This is a genomic window from Microbacterium sp. (genome assembly GCF_047606685.1).
Lineage (GTDB): Bacteria > Actinomycetota > Actinomycetes > Actinomycetales > Microbacteriaceae > Microbacterium.
In genome coordinates this window covers 76,341-95,134 of record NZ_JASGEC010000083.1, presented here as the reverse complement: position 1 = coordinate 95,134, position 18,794 = coordinate 76,341, and the positions used below count along the sequence as shown (strand labels likewise).

Genomic DNA, 18,794 nt, shown 5'->3' with positions numbered 1-18,794 from the left:
GCGGTCGGATCACCGCGAGGCGCGTTCCCCGAACTCGCCCAACGTCTCCTGGACGATCGCGCGCGCCCACTTCTCGGCACTGTCGCGGTCAGCGCTCGCGATCGCGTCCACGAGTTGCTCGTGCTGGTCGAGGGAGTGCGGCGTGTGCGCGGAGAAGAATCGCGCGTCGTCGTCTTGCCGCGTCGCCAGCACCGCCGTCACGGGAGTGGCGATCTGCGCGATGAACGCGTTCTCGCAGCTGGTCATGATGATCGTGTGGAAGGCGGCATCCTCCTCCACGAAACGGTTCACATCGTCTCGGGCGACCGCGACGTTCATATTCGCCAGCCGGGTCCGCAGATCCTCGACGCGCGCTGCCGGCATCCGCTCGGCCGCCAGCCCGGCCGCGGCCACCTCGACTCCCAGCCGCAGCTCGAGCATCTCGCGCATCTGCTGCAGGTAGGTGGCTCCCGACCCCCGCCATGCCACGACCTGGGGATTGAGCATGTCCCACATCAAGGGCGGGTTGACCCGCGTGCCGATGCGCGGCTTGGCGCTGATCATCCCCACGCTCTCCAGGGCGCGCAGGCTCTCGCGCACCACCGAGCGCGAGACCTGGAGACGTGCGCACACCTCCTCCGTGTTGATCGAGGCGCCCGGCGCCAGCACGCCCGCCACGATGTCGCGGCCGAGGCTCGAGGTCACTTCGGCGTGCAAGCCTCGCCGCGGCAGCCGAAGGGAGTGCGGGAGATCCTCGTCGAGGGGGATGTACTCGCCGTCGTTCGTTGCCGCATCGCTCATCTCTCGCCCTTCGTCCGCGAGCTGGCACTCACGGGCGCTGGTCGTTCGAGACCACGCCGCTGTGCAGCTCGTAGAGATATTGTGCCGCGGTGTGGTCGAGGTGCCCGCGACCCATCGACACCAGCGTGGCGAAGAACTCGGCCATGGCGGCCGCGATGGGCAACGGCACACCGCTTGCGGCGCCCTGCGCCAGGGCGAATCGCAGGTCTTTCACCTGGTTCACCAGTGCGCCGCCGCCCTCGTAGTCCTTCTCGACGAAGCGCCATCCCTTCTGGCGCAGCAGCTCGCCTCCGGCAAGCCCGCCGCACAGCAGCTCGAGGAGTGCGGAGACGTCGAGACCGGAGCGCTCGGCGAGCGTGATCGCTTCCGCGGCCGCCGCCGCGGTGGCGGCGACGAGGACCTGATTGCAGGCCTTGGCGGTCTGCCCGGCTCCCGATGGCCCCACGTGGCGGATCACCGAGCCCATGGCGGAGAACAGGGGCATGACGGCGTCCACGTCGGCCTGGGCGCCGCCCACCATGATGCTGAGATCGCCGCGCTGCGCGCCCACGTCGCCTCCGCTCACTGGCGCGTCGACGACACGCACGCCGTGCGCGGCGTGGAGGCCGGACGCGAATTCCCGAAGGTCGGTGGGCGATACCGTCCCCATGACCACGAGCACGGGATCGGCGACTCTCGCGCGCCGCCAGCCGGCGAGAAGACCGGTGTCGGAGTGGACGACCTCGACGACGTCCGGGAGGTCGGTCAGCATGCTGATCACGACAGGCCGGGCGACATCGGCCGCCGTCTTCCCGATCACGGCATCGCGGGCGAACGGCTCCGCGCGGTGCGGGGTGCGGTTCCAGACAGCGACTTCGTGCCCCGCGTCGATCAGGTGGCGGGCCATCGGGGCGCCCATTCGGCCCAGGCCCACGAAGCCCACGGCAATCGGGTCGGCCACGAGAACTCCTCACTCACAGACGGCGGCGTCAGCCGCCGAATATAAGTATGATCAGATTTTTCGCGGACGCGCCAGCCCGATCGGGCGGCAGCGGGTCAGTCTTTGCGGTGGCCCTGGCGGCCCATGCCCCAGAAGGCGAGCACGGTGCCGGTGAAACCGAGGATGGCAATGCCGCCTATTGCCCATGCCAGCAGGTGCGAGGCGGCGCCGTAGTCCAAGAGCATGGTTCCTCCGTCGGTCGGTGTGCCTTCAGCGTAGCGGTGCGCTGGTAGAGTGGGCGACTGAACTTCGGCGAGGGATGCCACGGCATCCGTGATCGACGCGGTCGGCAGGCTTCACGGCTTTCCTCACGCGTGCGCGTTCGAGTCGAAACCCCAGACCTTCACAACACTGGGCGTCTGCCTGACGTCCGCGAGGAGAATCCACATGTCGGAAGACAACAAGGTCCACGCCCAGACGCGAGAGAACTTCGGCAAGGGCTTTGCCCGCCGCCTCCGTGCCGCCGGCAAGATCCCGGCCGTCATCTACGGCCACGGCACGGCGCCGCAGCATGTCGCGCTGCCCGGCCACCAGGTGTCGCTGCTCATCCGCCGCGCGAACGCCGTGCTCGAGATCGACGTCGACGGCACGGAGCAGCTCGCGCTGGTCAAAGACGTGCAGAAAGACCCGGTGCACCAGGTCATCGAGCACATCGACCTGCTCGTCGTGAAGAAGGGCGAGAAGATCCAGGTCGACGTGCCCGTCGTCGTGCTCGGCGAGCCCTTCGCGGGCACCATCGCCAATCTGGACGCCCCGAGCATTTCGCTCGAGGTCGAGGCCACGCACATCCCCGAGCACGTCGAGGTCGACGTCGAGGGCCTGGAAGACGGCACGCACATCACCGCCGCCGACCTGACGCTGCCCAAGGGCGCGGTGCTCCTTGCCGAGCCCGAGCTGCTCGTGGTCGCGATCTCCGTCCCGGCGGCCACCGCCGCCGCGGACAACGAGACCGAGGAGGGCGACGCCGAGGCTGCCGAGCCTGCCGCGGAGGCCGCGGAGTAGCGCTGGCCTGCCCAGCGCCACTCCGCGAGACTGCACGTGCGGGACGAGACCGCGGCCTATTGACGCAGTCTCGTCACGCCGTTGCAGTCTCGCGGGCGGCGGAGGCAGAGAGTCGAAGGGGACCGGACCATGGCCGAGACGTGGCTGGTGGTCGGGCTGGGAAACCCCGGCCCGCGCTACGAGGTGACCCGGCACAACATCGGGCAGCTCGTGGTCGACGAGCTCGCGGGCCGTCGCAGCGAGGCCTTCAAGACCCACAAGGCGAACGCCCGTGTCGCCGAGACGTGGCTGCGGCCCGGCGGGCCGAAGCTCGTGCTCGCCAAGCCGAACACGTTCATGAACGTCTCGGGTGGCCCGGTCGCGAGTCTCGCGAGGTTCTACAGCATCGAACCGCAGCGGGTGGTCGTCGTGCACGACGAGCTCGACATCCCCTTCGACAGCGTCAAGCTCAAAACCGGCGGTGGCCACAACGGCCACAACGGAGTGCGGGATGTCGTGAAAGCCCTCGACACCCCTGACTTTGCGCGCGTGCGGGTCGGCATCGGGCGGCCGAACGGACGGCAGGATGCCGCGGACTGGGTGCTCGACCCGTTCAGCGCCGCAGAGCGCAAGGAGTTGCCGATCATCGTCGCCGACGCGGCGGACGCCGTCGAGCTCCTCGTCGGCGAGGGTCTGGTCGCCGCGCAGCAGAAGCACCACGCGCCGCGCGCGTGACGCGCGTCAGGTGTTGAAGACGAAGGCGCCGCTTCCTTCTGTGAGGCCGAAGGAGAACGCGAGCCAGGTCGTCAGCGTGAAGACGAACGGCGCGAGCGCGGCAATCACCACCGCGACGATGCCCGCAACGCGACCGCGCCGTTTGGCGATCGCGATGATGCCCTGCACAATCGCCCACACGCCCAGCACCGTGCCGGTCCAGAACGACACCTCCGCCAGGAGCACCCAGTCGCGCACGGGGGAGAGGATCCCCATGTCGAACGGGTCGCCCGCGCCCAGGGACAGGAGCCCGGCGCCGGCGCCGACTCCGATCTGGTAGGAGGCGATCGCGGCGGGCGCCGTGGTGACGGCGGCGATACTCGCCAAGACAACCGCGATGATCCCCAGCGCAGCCGGCCGCTGCGGCGCGGGCTGCTGGAGGGCGCCGCTGTACTGCGGATGCACGGGAGCCGTGTACGGGGCGGCGTACGCGCCGCCGTACGGCGGGATCGGCGGCGCGCCGTTCGCCGACGGCGCCGCCGGCGGTAGCGGCGGGGGAGCCCACTGCGGGGGCACAGGCTGCTGCGGATCGCTCACCCGTCTAGTGTCGCACGGCGCGTGCGCGCGACACCGCTAAGCGCGGGGCCCGCGCTCGAGGCGGGCCCCGGCGACGGCGGACGTAGACTTCTGCGGTGACAGTTTCCGGGATCGCGCGCGCCCTGGCGCAGGCCGACGTCCTGGACGAGGCGCTCGCCGCGGCATCCATCGATTCCGACTTCTCGCTGGTCATAGGGCTCGACGCGCCGGTCATCGCCGCCCTCCTCGACAAGCGCCGGCAGAGTGGAAAACCCGCAGCCGCGCTGGTCGTCGCGCCGACGGGCCGACGTGCCGAAAGCCTCGGCGCGGCTTTGGAGGCGTTGCTGCCGGGAGCGAGCGTGCTCGACTTCCCGGCGTGGGAGACACTCCCGCACGAGCGGCTGAGCCCGAGCGCCGAGACCGTCGGCCGCCGGCTCGACGTGCTGCGGCGGGTCGCGGACTGGGACGGCGCCGCCCCGCTCGTTGTCACAGCGTCGGTGCGCAGCGCGCTGCAGCCGCTCGCCGTCGGGCTTGCCGACCTCGCTCCCCTCACCCTCGCGGTGGGCGAGCGGGGCGACGGGCTCGCCGACGTCGCGGCGCAGCTCGTGGAACGCGCCTACCACCGGGTCGACATGGTGTCGCGGCGTGGCGAGTTCGCCGTGCGCGGCGGCATCCTCGATGTCTTCCCGCCCGTGGCCGCCCACCCCTGCCGCGTCGAGTTCTTCGGCGACGAGGTCGACCAGATCCGCGCCTTCTCGGTCGCCGACCAGCGCTCGCTCCCCGGCGAGATCCGCGAAGTGGAGCTGGTGGCGGCGCGCGAGCTGTTGTTGACGGATGGCGTCCGCGCTCGCGCGCGCGAGCTGGCCGCGAAGCTGCCCGGTGTGCGGGGCATGCTGGAGAAGATGGCCGAAGGCATCCCGGTCGAGGGGATGGAGTCGCTCACCCCCGCGCTCGTGGACGGCATGGCCACGCTCGCCGACTATCTGCCGACGGGCGCGGCGGTCGCCCTCGTCGACCCCGAGCGCGCGGTCACCCGCGCGATCACGCTCGCCGAGACCAATCGCGAGTTCCTGGAGGCGGCGTGGAGCGCGGCGACCGCCGGCGCGAGCGCGCCCGTCGACTCGGGAGCGGCCGAGTTCGTCACGCTGCCGGAGCTGCGGGATGCCGCGCGCGCCCGCGGCGGCGTGTGGTGGACGCTCAGCGCGTTCGACTCGGGCGCGGCGCTTGTCTCGGCCCCTGCCCCTGAGCTTGTCTTGGCCCCTGAGCTTGTCTCGGCCCCTGAGCTTGTCTCGGCCCCTGAGCTTGTCGAAGGGCCGGGCTACACCCGCATCGACGCGACATCCGTCCCCTCGTTCCACGGGAACGTGGACGGCGCCACGGCGCACGTGGCGGAACTGCTCGCCGCCGGGTGGCGCGTCGTCGTCGCGGCATCCGGCGCGGGGCTGGCCGATCGCGCCCGAGACGTGCTCGCCGAGCGCGGCATCGCCGCCCGCCGGGCCGACGACCTCGTCGACGGCCCCGAGCCGGGCGTTGCCGTCGTCGTCGTGGCCTCGCTGGAGGGCGGGTTCGAGGCTCCGGAGCCGCGCCTGGCCGTGCTCACCGAGGCCGAGTTCTACGGGCGCACGATCGGCAGCGACCAGCGCGTCGTCAGGAAGCTTGCCTCGCGACGGCGCAACGTCGTCGACCCGCTGCAGCTGAAGGCCGGCGATCTCGTCGTGCACGCGACGCACGGCATCGGCCGGTTCGTCGAGCTCACGCAGCGCGAGGTCTCCAGCGGTGGTCGCAATCCGGTCAAGAGCGTGCGCGAGTACCTCGTGCTCGAGTACGCGCCGTCCAAGCGCGGCCATCCAGGCGACAAGCTGTACGTGCCGACCGACCAGCTCGACCTCCTCTCGCGCTACGTGGGGGGCGAGTCGCCCGCCCTGTCGAAGATGGGCGGCAGCGACTGGGCCGCTGCCAAGGGCCGCGCGCGCAAAGCGGTGCGCGACATCGCCGTCGAGCTCGTCAAGCTTTACTCGGCGCGGATGGCGTCGAAGGGCCACGCCTTTGCGCCCGACACGCCTTGGCAGCGCGAGCTGGAGGAGGCGTTCCCCTTCGCCGAGACCGCCGACCAGTTGCAGACGATCGACGAGATCAAGGCCGACATGGAGCGGCCGATCCCGATGGACCGCCTGCTGTCGGGCGATGTCGGCTTCGGCAAGACCGAGGTGGCGGTGCGCGCCGCGTTCAAGGCGATCCAGGAGGGCAAGCAGGCGGCGATGCTCGTGCCCACCACGCTGCTGGTCAAACAGCACCTGGAGACCTTCAGCGAGCGCTTCGCCGGCTTCCCGGTGAAGGTGCGCCCGCTGTCGCGTTTTCAGAGCGACAAAGAGGCGCGCGAGACCGTGGCGGGGCTCGCCGACGGCTCCGTCGACATGGTCATCGGCACGCACCGCATCCTCACCGAGAAGGTCGTGTTCAAAGACCTCGGGCTCCTCATCATCGACGAGGAGCAGCGCTTCGGCGTCGAGCACAAAGACCAGCTGAAAAAGCTCAAGGCGAACGTCGACATCCTCGCGATGAGCGCGACGCCCATCCCGCGCACGCTCGAGATGGCAGTCACCGGCATCCGCGAGATGTCGACGCTGCAGACTCCGCCGGAGGACCGGCATCCCATCCTCACCTACGTCGGGCCGCGCAACGACAAGCAGATCGCCGCGGCCATCCGCCGCGAGCTGTTGCGCGAGGGGCAGGTCTTCTACGTGCACAATCGTGTGAAGTCGATCCAGCGCGTGGCGACCGAGCTCGCCGAGCTGGTGCCCGAGGCGCGCGTCGTGGTCGCACACGGGCAGATGGGCGAGCACCAGCTGGAGCAGGTCGTCGACGACTTCTGGGAGCGGCGCGCCGACGTGCTCGTGTCGACGACGATCATCGAGACGGGCCTGGACATCTCGAACGCCAACACGATCATCATCGACCGCGCCGACAAGCACGGCTTGTCGCAGCTGCACCAGTTGCGCGGGCGCGTCGGGCGCGGGCGCGAGCGCGCGTACGCCTACTTCCTCTACGACGACCAGAAGCCGCTGTCGGAGACCGCGGCCGACCGGCTGGAGACCATCGCGGTCAACAACGACCTCGGCAGCGGAATGCAGGTCGCGCTGAAGGACCTCGAGCTGCGCGGCGCGGGGAACCTCCTCGGCGCGGAGCAGGCGGGGCACATCGCCGGCGTCGGCTTCGACCTCTACTTGCGGATGATCGGCGAGGCCGTCTCCGCCTTCCGGGGGGAGGATGTCTCCGGGCCCGCCGAGCTGCGCTTGGAACTGCCCGTGCAGGCCCGCATTCCCGAGGCGTACATCGACAGCGAGCGGCTGCGGCTGGAGGCGTACCAGAAGCTCTCCGCCGCGGCCGCCGTCGGCGCGCCGGACGACGCGATCGACCTCGTCGTGGAGGAGCTGCGCGACCGCTACGGCGAGCCGCCCGCCGAGGTGCTCGGGCTCGTCTCCGTCGCGCGGCTGCGACGGCGCGCGGCGCGCGCGGGCCTCACCGATGTCGTGGCGATGGGGCCGAACCTGCGGATCGCGCCCGCGCGCCTTGCGGACTCGATGCGCGTGCGGCTGCAGCGGCTGCACCCGAAGGCGAAGCTGCTCTCCGGCGGCGAGGCGGTCGTCGTGCCGCTGCCGACGGCGGGCGGGGAACGGGTGCCGGATGCCGGCCTGGTCGCGTGGGTCGGGCAGCTGCTCGACCAGTTGTGGCCGGAGCCGGTGACGCCGGCCTGACCCCGTCGCAATGTCGGAGACGTGAGCCCATGTCGGAGGATTGGGCGCGAATCCTCCGACATTGGCGCGATTCTCCGACGTTGCGGAAGCGGCGTCGAGACTCGAAGATAAGAGCTATAACGTGTCTTGATTGATTGCTCTCGCCTGAGGTGAATGCCGGGTCAAGAAGAATAATTGATCTATCTGAAAATCGCTTGGATGCGCGATATGGATCGATTACTATCGAAACTATGAACGATTTTCTCGACGCGGTGGGCGCAGCGCTCGACGCGGTGGGCGCAGCGCTCGACGCGCTGCGCGCCGCGGTCGGGGAGCGCGGCGTCGAGGGGCTCGCTCCGGGGGAGCTGATGGCCGTGAACCGCGCGTTCGGCCTGCTCAAGCGCACGGTGGATGCCGCGTACGCGCCGGTGGCCAGCGAGATCGGCAGGCAGTCCAGGCCCGAGTTGGGCAAAGACTCGCTGGCTCGCAAGCAAGGCTTCCGCACGCCGGCGACGCTGATCTCGGCGACGACCGGGGTGAGCGTCGGCGACGCGGTGCGCACGGTGGCCGTCGGCGAGGCGACCGCTCCGCGGATGACGCTGACGGGCGAGAGCATGCCGGCCAAGCGCCCGCACGTGGCGGCCGCGATGCGCGCGGGGGCGATCGGGATGCCGGCGGCGTCGGCGATCATCGCGATGCTCGACAAGGTCGCGCTGCGGGCCGATCCGGCGGCGCTCGATGCCATGGAGCAGCGACTGGCCGAGGCCGCTCCCGGGCTCACACTCGACCAACTGCACAAACTCATCGCCCGCGCCGAGGCGCACCTCGATCCCGACGGTGTCGAGCCGCGCGAGCAAGAGCTCCGGGGCGTGCGCTCGATGAGTTTCCACACCGACCGGTCGGGCATGTTCGTGTTCAACGGCAAATGCGACCCCGAGACGGGCGCGCCGATCAAGGCCGCGATCGAGGGACTGGTGGGCGGGATGCTTGCCCGCTGCGAGCGGGCAGAGCGCGCCGACTGCGCGCACGAAGGCGCTGAGGGCGCTCCGAGCCTGGTAGCGGATCAGCGCGTGGTCGCGCAGATGCGCGTGGACGCTCTCGCCGACCTGTGCCGTCACGCGCTCGGCTGCGACCGCGCGCCCACGGCGCCGTCCGCCACTGTGGTCGTGCGCGTGAGCCTGGAAGAGCTCGAGGCGGGTGTCGGCGCGGGCATGATCGACGGCATCGACCAGCCGGTGTCCATCGCGACGGTGCGGCGGATGGCCGCCGACGCGCAGATCATCCCGTGCGTGCTCGGCGGCGAGAGTGAGATCCTCGACTGGGGCCGCGCCAAGCGGCTGTTCACCCCCGCGCAGAAGCTCGCTCTGGTCGAGCGCGATGGCGGTTGCGCATTCTGCGGGGCGCCGCCGTCGATGGCGGTCGGCCATCACCTCCGATGGTGGGCAAGAGACGGCGGGTCGACCGATCTGGGCAACGGCATCCTGCTGTGCGTGTCGTGCCACCATCGCGTGCACGACGACGGGTGGGAGATCCGCATCGAGGGAAAGGGCACGACGGCGAAGGCGTGGTTCATTCCACCGCCGTGGCTCGATGCCGAGCGACGGCCGCGGCTGGGTGGGCGCGCGAGATACGATCTCGTCGCCTGACCCTGCCTGCGTTCAGGTGGGGCGCTGCCCGGCCTCAGGTGGGGCGCTGCCCGAGGGCGTTCATCGGTGCTCGCGCGCTACGCTGACCCTCAGCAGGAGGGAAGGCCCATGCTCTTCGAACACCTGGGCGCGTCGCCGCGCATCGATCCGTCCGCGGTTGTCGCGCCGACCGCCGTCATCAGCGGGGATGTCACGATCGGCCCGGACTGCCGCGTCCTGCACGGCGCGGTCGTGACGGCCCAGGGCGGCCCGATCACGCTGGGGCGCAGTGTCATCGTGATGGAGAACGCGCTCATCCGCGCCACCGCAGCTGACCCCGTGCGCATCGGCGACCACACACTCGTCGGCACGCTCGCGAGCATCGCCGGCGCACGGGTCGGCGAGGAGGTGTTCCTCGCCTCCGGCGCCCGCGTGTTCAACGGCGCGAGTGTGGGGCGGAGGTGCGAAGTGCGCATCAACGCGATCGTCCATCGGCGCACCGCGCTGCCGGAGGGCACGGTCGTCCCGATCGGGTGGGTCGCGGTGGGCGACCCGGCGAGGCTGCTGTCGCCCGACCAGCACGAGGAGATCGGCGCGGCGCAGCCGGAGCTGGACTTCCCCGGGTTTGTGTTCGGGGTCGACCGCGAGACCCCCGACCTCATGGTGCAGCTGACCGAGCGCTACGGCCAGAGCCTTGCGCGCCACGCGGAGGACCGGCGACTCGACTGAGTGTCTGGGACGCCCGGTTCAGTGCCACGTGCTGCCGCAGTCGCGGCACGCGAACTCGACGCTCGCGACATCGCGGAGCTCTGTCTCGCGGGCCAGATCGAGCGCGAACCACCCGGGCTCGAGCGCGCGCACATCCAGTGAGGCGCACACCGGGCACACCTCCACGATCATCTCTGACGTCCTCGTCATGCCATCGACCGTAGCCGCGGGGCGCGGCGCCGGTGGCAGCGACGCGCGCGAAGCGGTCAGCCCGTGTTCTGCAGCCCGGCGGCCACCCCGCTCACCGACAGCAGCAGCAGTCGCTGCTGGCTGGCGTCGGCCGGCGCGCCCTCCGGCGCCTCGCGCAGCGCGCGCAGCGCGCGCAGCTGCAGCAGCGACAGCGCGTCGACGTACGGGCTGCGCATCTTCACCGCGCGCTGCAGCACCGGCTTGTTGTGCAGCAGCTCTCCACCGGTGACCGCCTCCACCCAGAACCGCGTCAACTCCAGCTCGTCGAGCACGATTTCGGCCAGGTCGTCGCGGTCGCCGAGCTCGAGATAGCGGCGGGCGATGCGCCTGTCGGTCTTGGCGAGGCTCATCGCCACGTTGTCGATGAGGGTGCGCAGCAGCGGCCACTGCGTGTACGCATCGCGCAGCAGTTCCTGGTCGCCCACGGCCTGGAGCGCCGAGCCCAAGCCGAACCAGCCCGCGAGGTTGATGCGCGCCTGCGTCCACGCGAACACCCACGGGATGGCCCGCAGGTCCTCGAGCGACTCGACCGACAGTCCGCGGCGAGCCGGGCGCGAGCCGAGCGCGAGCATGCCGACCTCCTCCATCGGCGTCACAGTCGCGAACCACCGTGCGAACCCGTCGGCCTTCACGAGCGAGAAGAACCGCTCGCGGGAGGCGGCATCCATCGTCGCCGCGACGGCGGCGAACCGCTCGGACGCCTTGCGGTTGCGCTCCTCGTTGGACGGGGCGGATGCCATGAGGATCGCCGCCGCGACCTGGTCGATGTGGCGCATCGCGATCGCGGGGTCGGCGTACCGCGCGAAGATCACCTCGCCCTGCTCGGTGAGCTTGAAGCGGCCGTCGACGGAGTGCGGCGGCTGGGCGAGGATGGCGGAGTTCGCCGGCCCGCCGCCGCGGCCGAGCGCTCCGCCGCGCCCGTGGAACAGCGTGAGTTCGATGCCGGCCTGGCGGGCCCACTCCGAGATCGCCGCCTGCGCGTCGTAGAGGGCGAGGTTCGCGGCGACCGGGCCGACATCCTTCGACGAGTCCGAATACCCGAGCATGACTTCCATGCGCCGGCCGGTCTCCTCCAGCCGCCGGGCGAATTCGGGATGCTCCACCGCTTCGGCGAGGACGCGCGGCGCAGCCTGGAGGTCGGCGAAGGTCTCGAACAGCGGGATGACGTCGAGCACCGGGGCCGCGTCGGCGCCGGCCGCGTGCCGCGCGAGCCGGTGGACGTTCGCGAGGTCGTCCGCCGACTGGGTGAACGACACGATGTAGCGGCCGGCGGCCTCGGGGCCGTAGCGCCGCTGCAGGTCGGAGATGGCGCGGAAGACGTCGAGCACCTCCTCGGCCTCGGCGCTGCGCGCGCCGCCTGCGGCGAGCTCGTCGAGCACACGCCGGTGCACGGCGGAGTGCTGGCGCACTTCGAGCTCGGCGAGGTGGAAACCGTACGTGCGCACCTGCCAGACCAGCTGCTGCAGCCCGCCGTACGCCTGCCGCGCCGCGCCGGCGGCCACCAGCGAGCGCTGCAGAGTCTCGAGGTCGGCCAGCAGCTCGTCGGGGTCGCGGTACGCCCGGCGGGCGTCGCCTGTGCGCGTCGCGGCGATCCGGCGCGCGACCAGCAGCAGGATGCGGCGGTGCGGCTCGTCGGGGGAGCGCTTGGCGATCTCCGCCGCCGCGTCGGGGTCCGCCTCGCGCAACCGCTGCCACAGCCCGACGAGCTCGTCGCTGGGCGGGGTCGTCGCCGCGTCCAGGGTGAGCGTGCGGCCGATGCGGTTGGCGGTGTTCTCGAGCCCGCGCAGCACGTGCTCGCTCGCGATGTCGGCGGCGGCGCGCGTGACATCGGCGGTGACGAACGGGTTGCCGTCGCGGTCGCCGCCGACCCACGATCCGATGCGCACGAACGGGCGCACGAGCGGCGCGCGCGCGCCGCCCTCTCCGCCCTGCAGCGCGTCGTCGACGCGGCGGTAGAAGCGGGGCACCGCCGTGTACAGCGTCTCGTCGAAGATCGCCATGACCGCGCGCACTTCGTCGGTCGGCGACGGCTTCTCGGCGCGCAGGGGCGCGGTGCGCCACAGCGTGTCGATCTCCTCCAGCATCCGCCGCTGCGCGCGCCGCGCGTCGGCTCCGCCCTCGCTCGCCGAATCGTGCTCGATGAGCATCGCCGCGAGCCGGCGCACGCTCGTGGAGATCGCGCGGCGGCGCGCTTCGGTCGGGTGTGCTGTGAACACCGGATGGAAGCGCAGCGACTGCAGCCGGCGCAGCGCCGTCGCGGCATCCGTCTCTGCCGCGAGGCGGGCGTACGCCCCGGCGACCGAGTCCGCGCCGCCTGCGCGGTCGGGCTGGCCGTCGCGATCGCGCAACGCCCGCACGCGCTGGTGCTCTTCGGCGAGGTTGGCGAGATGGAAGTACACGGTGAACGCGCGCGCCACCTCGTCCGCGCGCTCGACGGTGAACGATCCCGCGATCGCCTCGGCGCGGGCGAATGCCTCGGGCGAGTCGTCGGTGTAGGCGTGGATCGTGGCCGCGCGCAACCGCTCGACGTCTTCGTACAGGCCGGGGGAGCCGCTCTCGCGCAGCACTCGGCCGAGCAGCGCGCCGAGCATGCGCACGTCCGCGCGCAGCTTCGCGGGCAGCTCTTGGCCGGCTTCGGAGCGGCCGAGCACGCGGATCGCCTCGGTGACGGTGGTGGGCTCAGGCATCCCTCAACGCTAGGGCACGTCGTGTTTCGTTCAGATCACGCGGGAGGCTCGCGCGGCCGGCGCGGGAAGCGTGAGCCGCACGACGAGTCCGCCGCCGTCGCGCGCCGACAGTGCGAGCGTGCCGTCCTGGCTGCGCGCGACGGACTCGACGAGGGCGAGGCCCAGCCCGAGCCCCTGCCCGGAGGCCGCGTCCGCGGCCAGCCGCGTGTGCTCGCCGCGGTGGAACGGCTCGGCGAGCGCCCGCAGGTCCTGGCCGGCGAGGTCGCGGCCGGAGTTCTCCACCTCGATCCACGACTCCGAGTCGTCGCCTCCCGTGCGCACCGCGACCATCCCGTCGTCGTGGTTGTGGCGGATCGCGTTCTCGATGAGGTTGGCCACCGCGATCCGCAGGAGGCCGGGATCGGCGACCGCGAGCACGGGCCCTGATCCCGGCGGGGTCACCGCGAGCCCGCCGACCAGCGGCTCGTGCTCGCCGAGCACGTCGCGGGCCACCGCGGTCAGGTCGGCCGGGTCGGCGGCGCGGGGCTCATGCGCTGTGCGGCTGCGGGCAAGGGTCAGCAGGGCCGCGATCAGCTGCTCGCTGCGCTCGTTCGCCGCCAGTGCCCGCCGCACGTCGGGCTCGAGCTCGGCGGGGATCCGGCCCTGCTCGAGCGGGATCTCCAGCAGCGTCCGGGTCGTGGCGAGCGGCGTGCGCAGCTCGTGCGACGCTCCGGCGATGAAGCGCTCCTGGCGGGTGAACGCGTCCTCGAGCCGGTCCAGCATCGCGTCGATCGTGTCGCCGAGCTCTTTCACCTCGTCGTCAGGCCCAGGCAGCGACAGCCGGGTGTGCAGGTCGTCGCGCGAGATCTCGCGCGACGTCTCGGTGATGCGCGCGATGCGCCCGAGCGTTCGCTTCGACAGCCACCACGCCGCGAGCACCGCGACCGCCGCGAAAACGAGCAGCACGATGGCCGACCCGACGAGCAGGCCAGACAGCACTTCTTGCGACAGGCTCATCGTCTGGCCGAGCACGATCGAGGTGACGTCGCCGGTGCCGCCGACCGTCACAGCGTGTTGGGCGCACAGCTCGTCGATCTCCGCCGCACTCGACTCCCCGGTCACCGACACGGCCGCGCCGTCCGGCAGCTCGGTGACGCATCCGGTCATGAGCGTGTCGATGCCGTGCTCGAACAACCCGCGCACGAGCAGGTACTGCACGCCCAGCAGCACCGCGCCGCCGAGAATGAACACGCCCGCGATGAGCGCGGCCAGCCGCGCCCGGAAGCCCCACCTCACGCTCCCACCTCGATCCGGTAGCCGTGGCCGACCGCGCTGTCGATCACGTCGGGAGGGCCGAGCTTGCGGCGCAGCGTGTGCATGGCCGCCTTCACGACCGTGCGGCCGCGCTCCTCGCCGCGTTCCCACACCTCGTCGAGCAGCTCGTCGACCGTGACGTACCCGCCGCGCGCGGCCAGCAGCGTCTCGAGCACGCCGTACTCCTTGGGGGTGAGGCGCATCGGCCTGCCGTCGCGTTCGGCGACCCGTCGCACGGTGTCGACCCGCACCCCCGACGACTCCAGCACGGGCCCGCCCGTCCTGCCGCGCCGGGCGAGCGCGCGCAGCCGGGCGAGCAGCTCGACGTACGCGAACGGCTTGGCGAGGTAGTCGTCGGCGCCGAGGTCGAGCCCGGCCACCCGGTCGTCGAGGGTTCCCGCGGCCGTCAGCATGAGGATTCGCACCGGGTGGCCCTGCTCGCGGAGGATGCGGCATACCGCGTCGCCGGTGAGCACGGGCAGATCGCGGTCGAGGACCATCAGCTCGGCGTCGGTGTCGGCGATCCGGGCAAGCGCCGTGCCCCCGTCGTAGGCGACGTCGACCGCGTACCCCTCGTGCCGCAGGCCCTCGGCGAGGCCGTCGGCCAGGTCGCGCTGGTCGTCGACGAGCAGCAGCCGCATCCGCCCACCTCCTGGCATCCAGCATCTCCCCTCCCGGTCAGTTTCCGGTCAAGCCGGGCGGGACCGCCGCCGAACCCGGCGAAGGAGAGGGTGGCTGCACCGAAGACGAAGGGAACGGGGATGAGGAAGACGATCGGATGCGCCGTCGCGACGGCGACGGCGGTGCTCGCGTTGGCGGGGTGCGCTGCGGCGGCACCGGAGGCGGGCGAGAGCACACCGGACGCGAAGGCCGCGGCCGCCTTCGTCGCGTGCCTGACAAGCGCGGGTGTGGACGCGACCGTGGGGGATGCCGGCCACGTTCTCGTGAAACGGGAGTCGACGGGAGGGACGGAGTTCGAGATCGGCTCCGCAGAGGAGGCGGCGGAGGGCGCCGTGACGACCGGAGACGGCAAGCTGCTGTTCGCGACCGGTGACGACCAGGGAAACTTCTGGATCGCGGTCGAGTCGTCCGGCTACTTCGTGGACGACCCCGACACGCAAGACGCGTATGCCGCGTGCGAGCACCAGTTCCCCGATTTCGAGCAGCCCGAGTCCGACCCGATGTCAGACCCGCAGATGCAGGAGGTGCAAGAGCAGATGACGGCGGCGGCCCTCGAGTTCGCGCGGTGCGCGCGCGACGCGGGGTTCTCGTGGGTGAGCGATCCGGCGCCCGACGCCGGCGGCGCCGTCGAGCTGCCCGCGGCCCTTGCCGAGGACGACTTCCGCGGGGCGCTGGAGGAGTGCTACGACCCGGAGAAGCCGCTCGGCTGGGCGACGTCCGGAACACTCGGGTTCGACCTCAACGCGGTGCTCGAGGAGTTCGCCGGCGGCCCGGGCTCCGGGGGCATTTCGGTCGTCGAGGAGAGCGGGGGCGAGGGATGACGGGCCGCCGGCGGCGGGCAGCGCCCTTGTGGGCGACCGCCTTCGTCGCGGCGCTCGTCGCCGTGGCTGTCGTCGCTCTGCGCCCGTGGGATCCACCGCCGTCACCCGCCGCATCCCCCCGGGTGACGGCCCCGGTGCAGCGTGCGACGCTCGTGAGCCACGTGCGCCTGAACGGGCGGCTGGGCTACGGCGATGCCGTCCCGCTCCCGGCTGCGGCGGGCATGCTCACGGCGCTGCCGCGTGCGGGCGCCGTCGTGAAGACGGGCGAGCGCGTGTACGAGGCGGACGGGCAGCCGGTGGTGCTCTTCCGCGGAAAGCGCCCCTTCTGGCGCGACCTGTCCGTGCAATCGCCCGACGGCAAGGACGTGCGCCAGCTCGAGCAGAACCTGAAGCGGCTGGGGTTCTTCTCCGGGGACCCCGACAGAGACTACGACGCCATGACGGCCGAGGCGGTGCGCGACTGGCAGGAGTCGCTGGGCGCGCCGCGCACGGGGGAGTTCGCCGCGGCATCCGTCGTCGTCGCCGACGCCCCCGGCATCCGCATCGCGAGCGTTTCCGCACGGCTCGGCGAGGGGAACGTGAGCCCGGCCACGTACACAGAGACGAGCCTGCGGGCGATCGTGAGCCTCACATCGGCGCAGGCGCGCGAGCTCGTCGCGGGGACGCCGGTGACTGTCGTGCTGCCCGGCGGCGACGAGATCGACACAAAGCTCGCGGAGGTGGATCCGGGCGGGGCACCCGCCGGCGAGGGCGACGAGGTCACCCCGGCGCACGCGGTGGTGTCGTTCAAGAGACAGTCCGCGGTGCGTGCGGCCGGGCAGGCGGCGGTGCGCGTGCTGGTGCGCGACAACGCGGACGAGCACGAGACTCTCGTCGTGCCGGTGACGGCGCTGCTGGCGACCGCCGACGAGGGGTACGCGGTGGAGGTCGTCGACGAGAAGGGGGTCGTGCGCGTCCCGGTCGAGATCGGGCTCGTCGCCGACGCGCGGGCGCAAGTGCTGCGCAGCGGGTCAGAGCTCGTGCCCGGGTCGGGCAGGTCGCTCGCCGCGGGCGACGACGTGGTGCTGGCGCGATGAGCGCGCCGGTCGTGGAGGTGCGCGGCGCGTCGAAGACCTATCCCGGCCCGCCGCCGACGACCGTGCTGCGCCCGACCAGTCTGCGGATCGCGCCCGGCGAGCAGGTCGCGGTGGTCGGGCCGTCCGGCTCGGGAAAGAGCACGCTGCTGGCGATCCTCGGCACGCTGGACGAGCCGAGCGCGGGCGCCGTGCTCGTGGACGGAAGGGATGTCGCGGGCTTGCGCGAGCGCGAGCGCTGCGCGCTGCGGGCGGAGCGGATCGGCTTCGTGTTCCAGCAGTTCCATCTCATGCCGACGCTGAGCGCGGTGGACAACGTCGCGACTGGCCTGCTCTATTCGGGAACGCGGCACGCGGAGCGCCGGCGTCGGGCCGCGGAGGCGCTGGAGGCCGTGGGGCTGGCGAGGCGCCTCCGCCACCGGCCGGGCGAGCTGTCCGGCGGCGAGCAGCAGCGCGTCGCGATCGCCCGCGCGCTGGTGCGCGAACCCGGCATCCTGTTCGCCGACGAGCCGACCGGCGCGCTGGACAGCGCCACCGGCGAGAGTGTCGTGGCACTTCTCGCCGGCATCGCGGGGCGCGGCACGGCCGTGGTCGTGGTGACGCACGACGAGCAGGTCGCCGCGCGCTTTTCCCGCCGCATCCGCCTGCGCGACGGAGTCGCGACCGAGCAGCGAGGGACGGCGGCATGAGCCGCATCCGCGCGACCGACCTCGCCCGCACCGCGTGGCTGGGGGTCGCCGGGAGGCCGCAGCGCGCCGCGCTTGCTGCCCTCGGTGTCGCGCTCGGGGTCGCGGCTCTCGTCGCGCTCACGGGCGTCTCCGCGTCGAATCGCGCGCAGCTGCTCGCCGAGCTCGACGCGATGGGCGCGGACCTCGCCGTCGTGGCTCCGGGACAGGGTCCGGACAACGAGCCCGTTCCGCTGCCGGCGACGGCGCCCGACACGATCGCCCGCCAAGACGGGGTCGAGCGCGTGGGCGTGTTCGAGACCGCGCCCGAGGGCGTCGCGGTGTACCGCACCGACCTCGTGCCCGAGGGCGAGACCAACGGCATCGGGCTCGCCGTGGCGCGGCCGTCCGTGCTCGACGCGATCGGGGCGCGGATGGCGGCCGGGCGTTGGTTCGACGAGGCCACCCGCCGGCTGCCGGTTGTCGTGCTCGGCGCGACGGCGGCGGAGCGGCTTGGAATCGACGAGGCCGGGGGACGGGTGTGGATCGGCGGCGAGTGGTACGGAGTCCTCGGGATTCTGCGCTCGGCGGGGCTTGCGGCATCCGTCGACACCGCCGCGATCCTCGGCGACGCGCACGTGCGCGAGCGCTTCGCGGACGACGACGGTGTGGGCGAGATCGCCGAGGTCTACGTGCGCGCCGCGCCCGGCCGGATCGACGCAGTGCGCGCCATCCTCGCGGCCGCGGCGAGCCCCGGGTCGCCGTATGTCGCGGTGTCGAAGCTCTCCGACCTGGCCGGGGCGCGCGAGGTGACGGGCGACTCTCTCGCCGCGCTCGGGCTCGCCCTGGCCGGGATCGCGTTGCTGGTTGGCGGGGTCGGCATCGCCAACACGATGGTTGTCGCGGTGCTCGAGCGCCGCGGCGAGATCGGCCTCCGCCGCTCGCTGGGCGCCGCCCCCGGCCACATCGCCGGGCAGTTCGTCCTCGAGGCGGTGGCGCTCTCGCTGCTGGGCGGGGTGGCCGGGCTCGCCCTCGGCGCCGCCGCGGCGGCCGTGTTCGCAGCCCTCGCCGGCCAGCCGGTCGCCCTGCCGCCGGAGCCGATGCTCGCAGGAATCTGCCTGTCGGTCGTGGTCGGAGCGCTCGCCGGCCTGCAGCCGGCGATCCGCGCCGCCCGGCTGCCGCCCACGACCGCGCTGCGCAGCGTGTAAGCGGGCACCGCGGCCGAGCG

General features: G+C 72.3%; 17 protein-coding genes. 9 read left to right on the top strand and 8 right to left on the bottom strand.

Translation table 11 applies throughout. The features are described 5' to 3' along the window. Positions 1-9: 9 nt before the first annotated feature. From QM611_RS10350 to QM611_RS10340, 3 genes are all read right to left on the bottom strand, one after another. Positions 10-780 carry a FadR/GntR family transcriptional regulator gene (locus tag QM611_RS10350; RefSeq protein WP_415079829.1) on the bottom strand — a complete coding sequence of 257 codons (771 nt, stop codon included), beginning with the start codon at positions 778-780 and terminating at the stop codon, positions 10-12. 28 nt (positions 781-808) lie between these two features. Then, positions 809-1,720, bottom strand: a complete 912-nt coding sequence (locus tag QM611_RS10345) for an NAD(P)-dependent oxidoreductase (protein WP_415079828.1) — start codon at positions 1,718-1,720, stop codon at positions 809-811. A 95-nt stretch (positions 1,721-1,815) separates the two neighbouring features. After that, entirely contained in the window at positions 1,816-1,944 is a 129-nt protein-coding gene (locus tag QM611_RS10340) for a hypothetical protein (protein ID WP_415079827.1), read from the bottom strand. 202 nt (positions 1,945-2,146) lie between these two features. On the opposite strand from QM611_RS10340, the gene QM611_RS10335 reads away from it, so the two are divergent. Beyond that, complete coding sequence (locus QM611_RS10335) at positions 2,147-2,761, top strand: 50S ribosomal protein L25/general stress protein Ctc (protein WP_415079826.1); 615 nt, start codon at positions 2,147-2,149, stop codon at positions 2,759-2,761. A 129-nt stretch (positions 2,762-2,890) separates the two neighbouring features. After that, positions 2,891-3,475 carry an aminoacyl-tRNA hydrolase gene (pth, locus tag QM611_RS10330; protein ID WP_415079825.1) on the top strand — a complete coding sequence of 195 codons (585 nt, stop codon included), beginning with the start codon at positions 2,891-2,893 and terminating at the stop codon, positions 3,473-3,475. A gap of 6 nt (positions 3,476-3,481) precedes the next feature. On the opposite strand, the gene QM611_RS10325 is transcribed toward pth, so the two are convergent. After that, positions 3,482-4,051, bottom strand: a complete 570-nt coding sequence (locus QM611_RS10325; RefSeq protein ID WP_415079824.1) for a hypothetical protein — start codon at positions 4,049-4,051, stop codon at positions 3,482-3,484. 95 nt (positions 4,052-4,146) lie between these two features. Between QM611_RS10325 and mfd the strand changes: the two genes are divergently transcribed. The 3 genes from mfd (at position 4,147) to QM611_RS10310 (ending at position 10,118) form a co-directional block, all read left to right on the top strand. After that, a complete protein-coding gene (gene mfd, locus QM611_RS10320) occupies positions 4,147-7,785 on the top strand; it encodes a transcription-repair coupling factor (RefSeq protein ID WP_415079823.1) in 3,639 nt (1,212 codons plus the stop codon). Positions 7,786-8,015: 230 nt separating this feature from the next. Next, complete coding sequence (locus tag QM611_RS10315; RefSeq protein WP_415079822.1) at positions 8,016-9,410, top strand: DUF222 domain-containing protein; 1,395 nt, start codon at positions 8,016-8,018, stop codon at positions 9,408-9,410. 108 nt (positions 9,411-9,518) lie between these two features. Beyond that, entirely contained in the window at positions 9,519-10,118 is a 600-nt protein-coding gene (locus tag QM611_RS10310; protein WP_415079821.1) for a gamma carbonic anhydrase family protein, read from the top strand. Positions 10,119-10,136: 18 nt separating this feature from the next. Here the strand turns inward: QM611_RS10310 and QM611_RS10305 are convergent, their stop codons facing one another. Genes QM611_RS10305 through QM611_RS10290 form a run of 4 tightly spaced genes read right to left on the bottom strand, consistent with a single transcriptional unit; the run spans position 10,137 to position 14,967 of the window. Continuing rightward, entirely contained in the window at positions 10,137-10,307 is a 171-nt protein-coding gene (locus QM611_RS10305; protein ID WP_415079820.1) for a hypothetical protein, read from the bottom strand. Between the two features lie 56 nt (positions 10,308-10,363). Further along, positions 10,364-13,033 (bottom strand): phosphoenolpyruvate carboxylase, encoded by a 2,670-nt coding sequence (locus tag QM611_RS10300; protein WP_415079819.1) that lies wholly within the window; start codon positions 13,031-13,033, stop codon positions 10,364-10,366. 30 nt (positions 13,034-13,063) lie between these two features. Further along, entirely contained in the window at positions 13,064-14,308 is a 1,245-nt protein-coding gene (locus QM611_RS10295) for a sensor histidine kinase (RefSeq protein ID WP_415079818.1), read from the bottom strand. Further along, on the bottom strand, positions 14,305-14,967 hold the full coding sequence (locus QM611_RS10290; protein WP_415079858.1) for a response regulator transcription factor: 663 nt from the start codon (positions 14,965-14,967) through the stop codon (positions 14,305-14,307). Before QM611_RS10290 ends, QM611_RS10295 begins: the two co-directional genes overlap by 4 nt. Positions 14,968-15,087: 120 nt before the next feature. On the opposite strand from QM611_RS10290, the gene QM611_RS10285 reads away from it, so the two are divergent. Genes QM611_RS10285 through QM611_RS10270 form a run of 4 tightly spaced genes read left to right on the top strand, consistent with a single transcriptional unit; the run spans position 15,088 to position 18,774 of the window. Next, a complete protein-coding gene (locus tag QM611_RS10285; RefSeq protein ID WP_415079817.1) occupies positions 15,088-15,828 on the top strand; it encodes a hypothetical protein in 741 nt (246 codons plus the stop codon). After that, positions 15,825-16,904 carry a peptidoglycan-binding protein gene (locus tag QM611_RS10280; protein WP_415079816.1) on the top strand — a complete coding sequence of 360 codons (1,080 nt, stop codon included), beginning with the start codon at positions 15,825-15,827 and terminating at the stop codon, positions 16,902-16,904. Before QM611_RS10285 ends, QM611_RS10280 begins: the two co-directional genes overlap by 4 nt. After that, a complete protein-coding gene (locus QM611_RS10275; protein ID WP_415079815.1) occupies positions 16,901-17,590 on the top strand; it encodes an ABC transporter ATP-binding protein in 690 nt (229 codons plus the stop codon). The genes QM611_RS10280 and QM611_RS10275 overlap by 4 nt, the downstream gene beginning before the upstream one ends. Beyond that, positions 17,587-18,774: an ABC transporter permease gene (locus QM611_RS10270; RefSeq protein ID WP_415079814.1), complete on the top strand. Its 1,188-nt coding sequence runs from the start codon at positions 17,587-17,589 to the stop codon at positions 18,772-18,774. The genes QM611_RS10275 and QM611_RS10270 overlap by 4 nt, the downstream gene beginning before the upstream one ends. Positions 18,775-18,794: the final 20 nt, after the last annotated feature.